General features: G+C 46.5%; 10 protein-coding genes. 7 read left to right on the top strand and 3 right to left on the bottom strand.

The window, feature by feature from the left end; translation table 11 throughout:
* Positions 1–6 precede the first annotated feature (6 nt).
* The 3 genes from traI to DESAL_RS08355 are packed head-to-tail and all read right to left on the bottom strand — an operon-like array spanning position 7 to position 2,739.
* Complete coding sequence (gene traI, locus DESAL_RS20485; RefSeq protein ID WP_015851548.1) at positions 7–1,623, bottom strand: TraI/MobA(P) family conjugative relaxase; 1,617 nt, start codon at positions 1,621–1,623, stop codon at positions 7–9.
* The gene (locus DESAL_RS08360) at positions 1,620–1,937 is read right to left on the bottom strand and encodes a plasmid mobilization protein (protein ID WP_041721764.1); all 318 of its coding nucleotides are present in this window, start codon (positions 1,935–1,937) and stop codon (positions 1,620–1,622) included. The genes traI and DESAL_RS08360 overlap by 4 nt, the downstream gene beginning before the upstream one ends.
* Positions 1,912–2,739, bottom strand: coding sequence for a Rha family transcriptional regulator (locus DESAL_RS08355; protein WP_015851546.1), 828 nt, complete (start codon positions 2,737–2,739; stop codon positions 1,912–1,914). Before DESAL_RS08355 ends, DESAL_RS08360 begins: the two co-directional genes overlap by 26 nt.
* 485 nt (positions 2,740–3,224) lie before the next feature.
* Between DESAL_RS08355 and DESAL_RS08350 the strand changes: the two genes are divergently transcribed.
* From DESAL_RS08350 to DESAL_RS08320, 7 genes are read left to right on the top strand one after another with little or no spacing between them, the layout of a single operon-like run.
* A complete protein-coding gene (locus DESAL_RS08350) occupies positions 3,225–5,795 on the top strand; it encodes an HsdM family class I SAM-dependent methyltransferase (protein ID WP_015851545.1) in 2,571 nt (856 codons plus the stop codon).
* Complete coding sequence (locus DESAL_RS08345) at positions 5,788–6,990, top strand: restriction endonuclease subunit S (RefSeq protein ID WP_015851544.1); 1,203 nt, start codon at positions 5,788–5,790, stop codon at positions 6,988–6,990. The genes DESAL_RS08350 and DESAL_RS08345 overlap by 8 nt, the downstream gene beginning before the upstream one ends.
* A 5-nt stretch (positions 6,991–6,995) precedes the next feature.
* Positions 6,996–7,940, top strand: a complete 945-nt coding sequence (locus DESAL_RS08340) for a nucleotidyl cyclase domain-containing protein (protein ID WP_015851543.1) — start codon at positions 6,996–6,998, stop codon at positions 7,938–7,940.
* Positions 7,941–8,813 (top strand): GIY-YIG nuclease family protein, encoded by an 873-nt coding sequence (locus DESAL_RS08335; protein WP_015851542.1) that lies wholly within the window; start codon positions 7,941–7,943, stop codon positions 8,811–8,813.
* A 4-nt stretch (positions 8,814–8,817) separates the two neighbouring features.
* Positions 8,818–9,201, top strand: a complete 384-nt coding sequence (locus DESAL_RS08330; RefSeq protein WP_015851541.1) for a hypothetical protein — start codon at positions 8,818–8,820, stop codon at positions 9,199–9,201.
* A gap of 2 nt (positions 9,202–9,203) precedes the next feature.
* Positions 9,204–12,434, top strand: a complete 3,231-nt coding sequence (locus DESAL_RS08325) for a type I restriction endonuclease subunit R (RefSeq protein WP_015851540.1) — start codon at positions 9,204–9,206, stop codon at positions 12,432–12,434.
* A gap of 3 nt (positions 12,435–12,437) precedes the next feature.
* The gene (locus DESAL_RS08320) at positions 12,438–13,130 is read left to right on the top strand and encodes a M48 family metallopeptidase (RefSeq protein ID WP_015851539.1); all 693 of its coding nucleotides are present in this window, start codon (positions 12,438–12,440) and stop codon (positions 13,128–13,130) included.
* The last annotated feature ends 46 nt before the right edge of the window (positions 13,131–13,176 follow it).

Genomic DNA, 13,176 nt, shown 5'->3' with positions numbered 1-13,176 from the left:
CTTGCTTTATCTTTTAATCTGACGTGAAACCTTCCTACCAATCTCATTCCCCGAAACCTTAATATTCCGCCCAAACATCATCCGCGCAAATCCCTGCGCAACCTGAGCCGCCCCCGGATCATTCACGCTGAAGAAAATCTTACTGCCATTGTCTTTGACCATGGCCCCATTCTTCAAGGTGTAGAGCACGTTCCCGGAGGAATCTACACGCCAAGTCATTTGCTCTAGATTACGTTTTCTGGGGTCATCCGTGCGCTTGGCCTCTTCGGCCTGCAACTGGAGCATCTTGGAAATGGAGAATAGCCTGCGCTTATCTTTCCACGCCAAGCTTGAATCAGATCTGAACTGACTCTGCTTAAGCTTCAGTTCAGAGACTTTTGATGCCGGAGAATCAAAAACAGGAGAAGGATTACTTTGGATTGGCTCCTTCTTCGACCGCAGGACCTTCAGGGCGATTTCATCACCGCCCTCAGCCTTCCATTTCAAAAAGTCATTCCAGCGGTTGAACGGTGTCTGTTCACGCAGCTCTGCGCGCTTTTCGGACATTTCCTTTTTGAGTGCTTCGCTAGCCTCCGTCTTTCTGCCGGCAGCGAGAGCAATTAACCGGCTACGATCTTTGATCCTAAGTTTTTTGTCATTCTTAAGGGCCTTGATCTTGCCATCCCAATAAGAGCTGGTCTGCTTCCAGCGACCATCCTGCTCTTCACGCAGATCCTCATAAGCCTTTTTCCTGCCGGCAACAGCAGCCCGATATTCGGCATACAATTCACTGCGGTGCTTATGCAGCGGTCGGGCTACGTACCTATCCTTCTCATTAACCACGATTCCCTTGGTCATCTGATAGTAGCCGAGTTGCGCCTCAAGTTTAGACTTGGTAAAATTCCGATCAAGTCGGCTGGCTTTGATAGCCGTCTTAGAATGGCGATCCTTGATGCTGCAACCGTTCCCGCGCAGACGGACTTCGATCCCGATTTCAGCAAGAGACATATTGAATTCATGCCAGTCCTGCGCCTTGTCCAGCGACTTCAAGATAAAGTCCTTGCGTTCCTTCACGTATGAATCAAAGGACTGCTGACCGGAGTGAGCTTCATAAGTAGCTGCACGGTCATTGCTGCGCTTAGGCTCTTGATCCTTCTTCCTGCCGTTATCGAACTTTAGGGCGAACTTCTGCTCCAACTCACGGTGCAGCCGATCGCGCTTATAAAAATCACGATAAGGCTCGTAACGGGTCAACTTCTCCGGATGAATCATGTTGTATGCGATATGCATATGAATGTTGTTGGTATTCTTGTGAACTCCACAATGCCGCTGGTGCTCCTCAAAGCCCAAGGCCTTGGAAAACTCCTGCTCGATCTCTTTGAAATCCTTCTCCGTAAGGACGGATTCATCTTCCGGCCTGAAGGAAACTATCAGGTGATAGGTCTTCTCCTTTCTGGTGCGCTGGTTTAGATCCTGAGTATCGAGGACCTCCTGAATTGCCAGTTCGTAATCCTCTCCAGCCCAGCAACCAGCGCACCACGACATCAAGGTCTTTTCACCCTTGTGCTTGGCATCGGCAATGTACTCGGCCAAACGTCGATAATTATCATTCTGGGGCTTGCAAGAAATACTGCGGCTAATCATATGGTTCGGACCTTCTGAACTATTTTTTTCTGAAGCCGGCGGAGATCTTCCAGCAAAGCTTCAACATCCGTGCGGTGCTGGTCATCATCAAGAATCCACATTTTAAGCAGACCGCCCAAACGGCCCTGATCGGCATTAAGCTTCAGCAGTTCCCGGCGTGCCTGCTGGTCAGTACGGCTCTTAATTACATGTCCCAGACAAACAGCTTTGGCAAAAGCAGACAGCGAAAGACTGCACTGCTGTGCAGTCCTGCTGATCTGCTCGTACTCTTCTTTGGAAACATAGGTTTTAATGACTTGCTTCTTTGAGGGCATTAGCTCTACCGGATTCACTGTTAATACCTTGCCAAACAAGACTTACAGCATGGGGGAGATAGGATTTTGGCAAATCTTCCAGCGATTCAATGCACATTTTTCCGCATGTATCAGCAAGTAACTCTTCACGAGTGCGCTGGCCGCAATGAGCCCAGTAATCAAACAGCCCATAAACCGGGGCCAACTCCTCCACCGAGCAGACATCCACGCCGCGCAATTTAGGAGGAACAACGCTCATGCTGATGTTGAGATACATCCATGCACTTTCTAAAGCCTGCACATCTATTTCATAAATATCCGAGACTCTGATTGCGCCCTCGATCTGCCGTTTGCCCTGCTCCCAGCTAAAGCCCTCAAGATAGCACCAGTACCGAGCCATTCCCTCAAATGACTTTACAGCCTCCGGCGTCGCCTTTTTATACTGAATCTTCCCCTCTACCGGCGGGACCGTCAGCTTAGCTTCCATGGCGTTGAAAGCCTCAAGAAACTTGATTTTCCACTCCATAGCCTTCTTGCCGGTAAACCCCATGGCAAGCAGGGAAAAGCCGTCACGAGTCATGTTGAAGGATGGTTCTTTTCGTGTTCCGCCATTAGGCTGGGAGACTTCAATTGATGTGGGTCCAAAATTGGACTCGCGATAAGAATCTGGGATTTCCAGATCACGAATATCTCGAAGGACGTGTTTATGCTGCTTTTCAAACAATTCAGCCACAACCAAAGATGAGACCATTGGCTGATTGTTCTCCATTACCAATTCCACAGCACTTGATATTTGTTCGTTTTTATTAGTCTTTTTATTCATCTCATATACTCCACTTGGTTTGCAGTTAATGTCAGTCCAAAATTGAGCCGTCCTCAATTCCGTCAGCAACATACGTTGAGCCGAAGGCGAATAAGCCAACCTCAGCCCCATGGCTGAGCAGGACGTAAGGGAGACCACCTTGAAAAGGTGGGCCTACCTTACCTGTCCTGCCTTCGGACTCCGCAGGAGTATACGCGATTTAGCGGAAAAATATCAATTTATTTAATTATTACTGCTAGTTCTTGTTGCTTCTCGGTAATTCTCGTTATATCTCGTTAAATCCTAAATACTCTTGTTAGTTCTTGCATAATCTTGCTAAATCTCGTTAATTAATCGTGTCAGTATGGATAAAGCTGAATAAAATTATCGCGTTCCTCATGAATGAGGCTTATTTTATATCAGACGACGCGGATATATTTTATTGAAAAATTCAGGCTATCCACTGAAAACAAAACACTTTTTCAAAAATCGGATCTTAGAAATAAATGACTCAAAAATTGACTCTCTCCAGCCTTGAACGAAAACTCTTTAAGGCCTGTGACATCCTCAGGGGCAACATGGAAGCCTCTGAATATAAAGAATACATTTTCGGTATGCTCTTTCTTAAACGTCTGAGTGACCAGTTCCACAAAGACCGCGCAATACTAGCACAGGATCTCGCAGCTAAAGGAATTCCCGAAGAAGCTAAAGCCGCTCTCCTTGATAAGCGCAACCAGTACACATTTTACGTTCCTGAATCCGCACGCTGGGAACAAATCCAGCACATCAAAAAAGACGTTGGTTCCGGCCTGAATAAAGCCCTTGCCGCGATAGAAGAGGCAAACCCTGAAACACTTCAGGATGTACTGAAATCCATCAACTTCAACCGTAAAGTCGGGCAGCGCACTCTTGATGACAGCACACTTGTTGAGTTCATTCAGCACTTCAATGATATCCCACTCAGTAACGATGACTTTGAATTTCCCGATCTGCTTGGCGCGGCCTATGAATTTCTGATTAAGCACTTCGCTGACAGCGCAGGCAAGAAGGGCGGCGAATTCTATACTCCCACAGAAGTAGTACGTACTCTGGTTGAAATCATCGAACCGCAGGAAGGCATGGGAATCTATGACCCCACAGCAGGTTCCGGCGGTATGCTGATCCAATCCGCAAAATACGTTCAGGAATGCGGCGGGAACGTCAAAAACCTTTCTCTCGCCGGTCAGGAGCTTGCCGGAAGCACATGGTCCATGTGCAAGATGAACATGATCCTGCACGGTATCGTCAGTCAGGACATCCGACAGGAAGACGTACTCAAAAGACCGTTGCATCTGAAAAAAGATCCTGACCAAAATAACCAAAACCATGAGCTTAAAACCTGGGACCGGGTAATCGCCAATCCGCCCTTCTCTCAGAACTATTCCAAGAAGGAAATGCTCTTCAAAGACCGCTTTGATGTCTGGCTGCCCACAACTGGTAAAAAAGCCGACCTCATGTTCGTGCAGCACATGGTTGCCGTGCTCAAGAACAACGGCAAATGCGCGGTCATCATGCCCCACGGGGTACTTTTCCGTGGCGGAGAAGAACGCAACTGCCGTGAAAAGTTCATTGAAAAAGGAATCCTTGAGGCCATCGTAGGCCTGCCCTCCGGACTGTTCTATGGTACCGGCATTCCGGCCTGCATCCTTGTTCTGAACAAAGAAGGCGCAGCAGACAGAAAGGAAGTACTCTTCATCAATGCGGACCGCGAATACAAGGAAGGCAAGAACCAGAACAAGCTGCGTCCTGAAGACATCGCCAAGATCACCCATGTTTACCGCAACAGGCTGGAAGTAGATAAATACTCACGCATGGTTCCGGTGCAAGAACTGGAAAAAGAAGATTTCAACTGCAACATCCGCAGATACGTGGACAACTCCCCGCCGCCCGAACCGCACGATGTAAAAGCACATCTGCACGGCGGAGTGCCTGTTTCCGAAGTCGATACTCTGAAAGATGATTTCAAGAACTTTCCCGGCCTCAAAGACCTGCTCTTCAAACCCAGAGATGCAGAATATCTAGACTTCACCGATGCCATCAATGGTAACGGCAGCATCAAAGCAGCAATCGAGAATTCACACGGGGTGCAGGAAAAACATGCCCTGTTCCGCGAGAGCCTTGAAAAGTGGTGGCTGGCCAATGCGGCAGACATCGCCGAGCTGAATAAATCCGGCAATGTCTTTGAATATCGCCGTAAATTCTTTGAGTCCATTGCTGAAGCTCTGGTACCGGAAGACATTCTGGACCTGCACAAAGTACGTGGTGCATTCGCCAGCTATTGGGAAGATCTGGACAGCGATTTCCGCTCCATCGCCGCCAGCGGCTGGAGTGCGCTGCTCATCCCCGATGACAGCATCCTGCAATCCCAGTTCCCGGACATTCTGCAAAAAGTGGAAGATGACAAAGCCCGCATCGCCGAGCTGGAGTCCATGTTTGCCGCTGCAAACGAAGCGGATGCAGACGACACCGAGGCCGATGATGAAATCACAGCTTTACCCAAAGCTGTAGTGAAAGCTCTCAAGGATGAAAAGAAGGACTGCAACAGCCAGCTAAAAACATTACGCAAGGATCTCAAGGATCTGAAAAAAGACCTTGAACGCATGAACAAGTCCGGCACAGCGCAAGTTGAGATTGATCAGCAGCAGGCCCTGATTAATGAAACAGATTCAAGCATTAAAAGGTTAAACGCGGAAAAAACCGCCATCGACCTTAAATTGAAGAATCATGCTGATCTTGAAAAAGAACTCAAAGACCTCAAGTCCGGCATCCGTGCAGTTGAGAAGCAGATGGACGATCTGGTTGAAAAAGCACGCGAAAAGATCAGTGAAGGCGAAGCTAAAAAGCTGATCCTTGAACGTTTTCATGATGAATTAGTCGAACGGTATGATGAATACCTGCGTCAGCATCTGCGTGGTTTTGTCGCTAAGATTGACAATCTTTGGGATAAGTATGCTGTTACTTTGAATGATATACTTGCTGAGCGTGATGCTGAAGCTGATGTTCTGGGTGGGTATTTGCGGGAGTTGGGGTATGAGTAAAGAACTGACCCAACTTGCTAGTATCCATTACGGAAAATCGCCCAGCTCAACTAAAGCTGAGGAATCGACAATCCCTATCATCGGCACAGGCGGACAAACGGGCTGGGGCAAGGACTCATTATTTGAAGGTCCTGCGACAGTCGTCGGCCGCAAAGGAACTCTTGGTAATCCACTGTATGTGGAAACCCCTTTCTGGCCTATCGACACAACTTATGCAGTACTGCCATATAAAAACATCCATGCAAAATGGCTCTACTACTCACTTGCTGATTGTGATTTAGAAAAACTAAATGAGGCAACTGGTGTTCCAAGTATAAACCGAGACTACCTTGGTCGAATAAAAATAAGTTTTGTTGAATTCCCCCAACAACGCAAAATAGCCAAAATCCTAACCACGGTAGATAACCAAATTGAAAAGACCGAGGAACTGATCGCCAAGTATGAATCAGTAAAACAAGGCATGATGCAGGATCTTTTCACCCGTGGCGTAGATGAAAATGGGAAATTAAGACCCAAACGTGAGGATGCCCCGGAGTTGTACAAGAAAACCGAGCTGGGGTGGATTCCGCGGGAGTGGGAGGTACTTCCATGTATTGACGTTTGCACTGAAATTGTAGTTGGAATCGTAATTCGCCCAACTCAATATTACACTTCATATGGAACCCCGGTACTGAGGTCTGCAAATGTAAAAGAAGAAGGCCTTGATTCTTCAGCTTTAATATTCATGACGGAAGAAAATAACCAAAAACTTTCAAAAAGCATGGTTAGAGCTGGCGATTTAGTCACAGTTCGAACTGGCTACCCAGGAACCACATGTGTAATTCCTTCTGATTTTGACAAAGCAAACTGTGTGGACATAATAATTTCACGACCGGACAATAGCATTTCTTCCATCTTTCTAGCTACATGGATAAACTCATCATTTGGTAAAGGGCAAGTCTTGAAACGGCAAGGAGGCTTAGCTCAGCAGCACTTTAATGTTGGAGAAATGAAAGACCTACTTGTTGTTTTACCCTCTCAAACGGAACAAGATAAAATCACTAAAAGACTTAACTCTCTTAAAAAGAAACTGATTACTGAAAAAAAGCAACTCACCAAACTAAAACACCTAAAAACCGCCCTAATGCAAGACCTGCTGACCGGCAAAATAGAAGTTACACCTGACCCTGAGGATATGAAAAACACAGAGGACTAATTGCCATGCTTGAAGAAAATTATTCTGAAAAAGTGATAGCACGCATCAAATCCGAACTGGAACACGGATGTAAGCCCTTGGAAATTGAGCGGGAGGGAGAATTTGTATGGGTCAGCATGATCTCGGGACTTCGCACTTCCGAAGAGGGTAATTCTGCGCTTGTCAAAAAAGCAAAATATACTGCTACGGATGAACTAATGGATCACTTGGATTCACCGGAATTCAAGAATCAAATATATGCCCCGAAAAAACGGGGAATAATCCTCATCGACATTGCCGGCTATTCTAAACTTGAAACCTTGCATCAAAGTGCAGTGCTGACTTTGCTTAGCCGCTGCCTAAAAGCTGATATAAAACCATTACACCTTTTACTTCCCTTCGATCCAGTTGAGCTTATCATTCCAACTGGAGATGGTTGCTACATAATTACTGACGAAAGGGTCATTGATAAATTTTGCAACATAGGGCTATCACTTCCCCAAATGCTGCGAGTCACCCAAACTCAAATCATTGAACATGAATTCAAGCAAGAAGATGATTTTGAAGAAAAAATAGAGATTCGTGTCGCCTGCCACATTGGAGAGTGCGATTTCTTCACAGATATAGCTGGCAACAAGAATTGTTATGGTGACGGCCTTAATGAAGCTGCTCGTATTTTAAGCGAAGGACAAAAAACAGCCGAAAAACAACATAGAGCCAATACGCTTGGGACTGTTTTTATTTCCGATGAAGTAAAAAAATTAGCAGAACCAACAATAAATTATCTCAACGACAAACTTAACCACAATATCAAAACAGTAGATCTTGGCGAAGTTGCAGACAAACACCAAAGAACCCGCCAAATATGGTGGGTAAACGGGATGCATAAGAATGTCGCCATTCAGATGTATTCACCGGAAGAATGTGTAGCCAAAGGCTGGACTGCCCCATTGCCTACAAGGGATAATTAAATGAGCAAAAACAACTCCCCTTTTTCCTTTAAAATCTTCCTGCCGGAAGGCGACCCGGACGGTCTGCGTATCATTGGTAAATCGCACTGGACAGGGAAAGGACTGGTCTTTAACCGCTCCAATTACAAGGAATCTTCCAAGCGGGAAGAATTCCAGAAAACAGGTGTATATATTCTAGTGGGCGATGCCGAGGACGGAACTTTGCCGACCATTTACATCGGCGAAGGGGAACCGGTGCTCCGCAGGCTGAACCGCCATTATGCCAATAAGGATTTCTGGAACTGGGGAGTGTTCTTTGTTTCCACTGACAACAGCCTGAATAAAGCCCACGTAAAGAATATTGAAAGCCAGCTCATTGAACTGGCTAAAAAAGCCAAACGGGCCAAGCTTGATAATAATGTTGATTCGCATGCTCCTACCCTCTCCGAATGGGAACAGGCCGACGTGGATAGCTTTCTGGATGATATGCTTAGTGTTTTCCCTTTGCTGGGGCTTCATGCATTTAAAAAAACAAAAAAGAAATCACACAAAAAATTTCCGACTCTAAAAATTAACGGCAGTGGAGTCTCCGCCAAAGGACAAGATACAGGTGAAGGCTTTGTTGTATTCAAAGGATCTCAGTCCAAAAAATTTACAGCAAAATCCATCCATAACTATCTCATCACCACAAGAGATGACCTTATAAATTCAGGAGTATTACTGCCTGATGGTGAAAACTTCATATTTTCACAGGACTACACTTTTAAATCTCCCAGCACAGCTGCAAGTATAGTTCTGGCCCGCAATGCCAATGGCAGGATCGAATGGAAAAATGAACAAGGTGTGACACTTAGAGACATTCAAACCGAAGGAATTGACCTTTCACAGGAGTAGACCGATGCCTGAATATTTTGACGATCAGAAAGAACTCAAAGCTTCATGGCGAGCAGTACAGTTGTGGCAGATTCTCATCGGCTGCGCTTACAACCAGCAAATCATCACTTACGGTCAGCTTGCTGATATTTTGGGCTATAAAGGAGCAGGAGTATTTGCACAGCTTTTAGGCCGCATCATGTACTACTGCGAAGACAATGATCTGCCTCCATTGACTTCTCTTGTTGTAAAACATGACGCGGGGGAACCCGGCGACGGAATGGAAGTGGAAAAGAAATACAAATCAGTAGATGCAGCGAGAATGAAAGTTTTCGATGAAGACTGGTACGGCATTATTCCCCCTTCCGCCGAAGATTTTGAGAACGTCTGGGAAGAATACGTGAAATAGTTATGGCTGAATATCTCGTTGTTGAAAAACCGTTTCTGGACCAGCTGGAAAATCTTGGATGGGAAATTACTGACCAAGGGCAGGGAATCCCCCATGACCCGGCTATGAGCTACCGCAGCAACTTCCGCGAAGTGGCCCTGTTTGAAGAATTCAAGCAAAGCGTCAGCTCCATTAACCGGACCGAAGACGGACAGCAATGGCTCACCGACAAACAGCTAGGCGACCTTTACAACGAGATATTTCATCAACCTACGGCTGGGCTGATTGAGGCCAACGAGAAAGTACTCAAGCTGCTCTTCAAGGCTCAAGTCGATGTCAACGAAATCACCGGAGAATCCGATCCGGTCGTTAAGCTCATCGACTTTGACAATCCCGAACGCAACACCTTCAGGGCTATCAACCAATTCCGTATCGATACCCCCGGAGGCGTGAAAGATTACATCATCCCGGACATTGTGCTCTTTGTTAACGGTCTGCCGCTTGTGGTTATCGAATGCAAAGACGCTAACGAATACACCTCCAACCCCATCCATGAAGCTGTCGAGCAGTTAAGACGCTACAGCGACCAGCGCGAACAAACCATAGCTGAAGGACTCCGTGAAGGTGAACCGGCTCTGTTTTTTGCCAACCAACTTTTAATCGCCACCTGCGGGGACGAGGCCGAATTCGGTTCCATAACGGCCACTGAAGACTATTTCTTTGCATGGAAAGACATCTACCCTGTAAAACACAAAGAATACGAACCGCCGCTGGGGCGCGAACGTGCGCAGGAGATTCTGATCCAAGGCATGCTGCCACCGGAAACACTTCTGGACATCATCCGTACCTGTACAGTTTTTATGGATGTCGGAGATAATCGGGTAAAGGCAGTCTGCCGCTACCAGCAGTACCGGGCCGCAGACAAGATAGTCGAAAAATTACGCAATGGCGGAAGCTTTAGAGACCGTTCAGGTGTTGTCTGGCATACGCAAGGTTCCGGCAAATCCCTGACCATGGTCTTCACTGTCCGAAAAATACGGATGTGTGACGACCTCAAAGACTTAAAGATCCTGTTCATGACTGACCGTAAGGATCTTGAAAAGCAGTTGGGGCAAACAGCAGAACTGACCGGCGAAAACGTCACTTATATTCAAAGCACTCAAGCTCTGCGCAAGAACCTGCACACGGACGCTTCCAACCTGAATATGGTCATGGTCCATAAATTCGGTGAGCACCAGCACAACATGGCTCCTGAATATCTGGCGAAGGCAATTGATGCTCCGCGCAGATATGATAATTTCGGCGTAGTTAACCCGTCTGAGCGCATTGTCATTATGATTGACGAAGCGCATAGAAGCCACAACGAAGACCTGGGAAACAACGTCTTCGAAGCATTCCCGGCAGCAGCTCGTATCGCTTTCACCGGGACTCCCCTTTTAAGCGGCATCAGCAAGGCCCCGACTATTGATAAATTCGGCGGTTATATCGACAAATACCGCTTACAAGACGCAGTAGAGGACGGAGCAACTGTACAGATCCTCTATGAAGGAAAAACCGCAGACACGGCCATTTACGACAAACACGAATTTGACCGTAAATTTGAGGATCTTTTCAAGAAACGCACTGATGAAGAAATCCTTGAAATCAAAAAACGGTATGGCGCAACTGGTGATATTCTGGAAGCTGAAGGCCGCATTGAGGAAATAGCCACTGATTTAGTGGATCATTACATAGAAAACATCCTGTGCAATGGATTTAAGGCTCAGGTTGTCGCCAGCTCGAAAATGGCAGCAGCCCGCTATGTAAAATATATCCGTAAAGCAATTGAAAGCCGTATTGAGCTGGAAAAAGAGAAACCGACTTCAGACGAATCTCTCATTACGAAACTGGCATTTCTCCAGACAGCCGCAGTTCTTTCCGCAGACGGAACCAATGATCCTGCCGTCATCACCAAGGCCATTAAAGAAGCCAAAAAATTCAACGCCATTGCTAATTTTAAGAAAGCCTTTGATCCTGAAAGACCTGAAACAGGTATGGCCATACTGGTGGTCTGTGACCGACTGCTGACCGGCTTTGATGCGCCCATCGAACAGGTTATGTATATTGATAAGAAAATCAAAGAACACAACCTGCTCCAGACCATCGCCAGAGTTAACAGAATCGCAGATGGTAAAACTCGTGGTTACATCGTCGACTACATCGGACTCGCCAATCATTTGCATCATGCCCTTTCTATTTATGGCAAAGATGAAGATTATGCCGACATCCAAATGTCCATGCTGGACATTGACTCTGAAATTCCGACGCTAGAAAGCCGCTACCGCAGGCTACTCTACTTGTTCAGCTCGAATGGACTTGATGACATTGAAGACTTTGTTCAGCAAAAAATTGATAATCCTGAGTTGGAATACAACATAGTAGAGGAAGCCATTGGTATTTTGGAAAATATCAAACGGCGCGCGGACTTTGAAGTTTACTTCAAGAAATTTCTCCAAAGTATGGATATCATCCTGCCTAATGCAGCTGCCACCCCATATAAAATTCCAGTAAAACGATTTGGGTACATCCTTGCTCGAACCAAGCAGCGTTACAAAGACAATTCACTGAATATTTCCGGTGCTGGCGAGAAGGTAAAGCAACTAGTAAACGAGCACCTGATCAGCCTTGGAATCGATCCGAAAATACCTGCGGTAGAACTCTTTTCCGCTAATTTCGACGAATCTATCGAAGAAAACAAAAGCACCAAGGCCAAAGCCAGCGAAATGGAGCATGCAATCAGGAAGCATTGCAAAATCCAATTCGGCAAAGACCCTGAAGGCTACGCTCGTATGAGTGAGAAGCTTGAGGCCCTGATCCGCAAGCACAAGGAAGACTGGGATAAACTCTACAAAAGCCTGCTGGCCCTGTGTGATGAAGTACGCAAGATTGAGGATAAGCCTGTTGATGATCCATTTCTCAGGTTAACACTCATGACCACATTCGGAACCACCGAAGTGGATGACGAGACAAAAGGCAAAACAGAAGTGCTGATTGATGAGGTACTCAAACATCTCCAAAAAACAATTGGCATTATTGACTTCTGGGACACCCCTGTGCGAGTTCGTGAACTCAAAGGGGAAATTAGCATTGCGCTGGCCTCCAGTGGCATCCCGGAAGTAATTGAAAAAATGGATCAGGTCGAAACCGAGATAGTTGCTCTGGCGAAACACCGCCACAAAGAGCTTCTTGCACTGGTTGATGACCGAAAAAAATAGAACGTGCCTACATACAAAGACATCGAATACAGCCTTACGCGCAGCAAAAGAAAGACAGCAAGCCTGCATATAGAAAGGAACGGATCTGTATCCCTGATGATTCCAGAAGGATTGTCCGACACCGAAGCTGACGGAATCATCGAGAGCAAACTGTATTGGATATACAAAAGCCTTGCAGAATGGGAAGATCTGAACGCCGCGAAAGTAAAAAGGGAATTCGTAAGCGGCGAAGGATTTCTGTATCTGGGCCGCTCATATCGGCTAAAATTTGTTGAAGAGCAGCGCGCACCGCTGATGCTAAAAAACGGTTACTTCTGCTTGCGAACCAGCAAAGCAGCCAGACAAGTCGAACCTCACGAAGCCTTCAAGGAATTCTACCGCACAAAAGGAAAAGACCGCATCCCGGAGCGGGTAGAACTCTACCGCAAAAAGCTAGGCGTAAAGCCATCCACAGTCCGGGTCATGGAGCTAAAGCACCGCTGGGCATCCTGTTCAGATAATGGTGCCCTAAACTTCCACTGGAAATGCATGATGGCCCCGCTTCTGATCTTGGACTATATAGTAGTCCACGAACTAGCCCACCTCATCCACCCTCGCCACACAACGGCCTTCTGGAACGAGGTAGATAAAGTATTGCCAGACTATCTGGAACGCAAAGAATGGCTGAAGAAACGTGGAGCTGAGATGGATTTGTAATGTCTGAGGCAGACTTAAACAATTAACTTTCAACCCTACATCTTAA

Origin of the sequence: Maridesulfovibrio salexigens DSM 2638 (genome assembly GCF_000023445.1) — a bacterium.
Lineage (GTDB): Bacteria > Desulfobacterota > Desulfovibrionia > Desulfovibrionales > Desulfovibrionaceae > Maridesulfovibrio > Maridesulfovibrio salexigens.
Note: the sequence above shows the minus strand (reverse complement) of the source record. Positions and strands in the feature narration are given on the sequence as shown.

Coding starts and splice junctions, on each gene's coding strand:
- traI (WP_015851548.1), bottom strand. CDS start 1,623: ATGATTAGCCGCAGTATTTCTTGCAAGCCCCAGAATGATAATTATCGA.
- DESAL_RS08325 (WP_015851540.1), top strand. CDS start 9,204: ATGGCTGAATATCTCGTTGTTGAAAAACCGTTTCTGGACCAGCTGGAA.
- DESAL_RS08330 (WP_015851541.1), top strand. CDS start 8,818: ATGCCTGAATATTTTGACGATCAGAAAGAACTCAAAGCTTCATGGCGA.
- DESAL_RS08355 (WP_015851546.1), bottom strand. CDS start 2,739: ATGAATAAAAAGACTAATAAAAACGAACAAATATCAAGTGCTGTGGAA.
- DESAL_RS08335 (WP_015851542.1), top strand. CDS start 7,941: ATGAGCAAAAACAACTCCCCTTTTTCCTTTAAAATCTTCCTGCCGGAA.
- DESAL_RS08360 (WP_041721764.1), bottom strand. CDS start 1,937: ATGCCCTCAAAGAAGCAAGTCATTAAAACCTATGTTTCCAAAGAAGAG.
- DESAL_RS08345 (WP_015851544.1), top strand. CDS start 5,788: ATGAGTAAAGAACTGACCCAACTTGCTAGTATCCATTACGGAAAATCG.
- DESAL_RS08350 (WP_015851545.1), top strand. CDS start 3,225: ATGACTCAAAAATTGACTCTCTCCAGCCTTGAACGAAAACTCTTTAAG.
- DESAL_RS08340 (WP_015851543.1), top strand. CDS start 6,996: ATGCTTGAAGAAAATTATTCTGAAAAAGTGATAGCACGCATCAAATCC.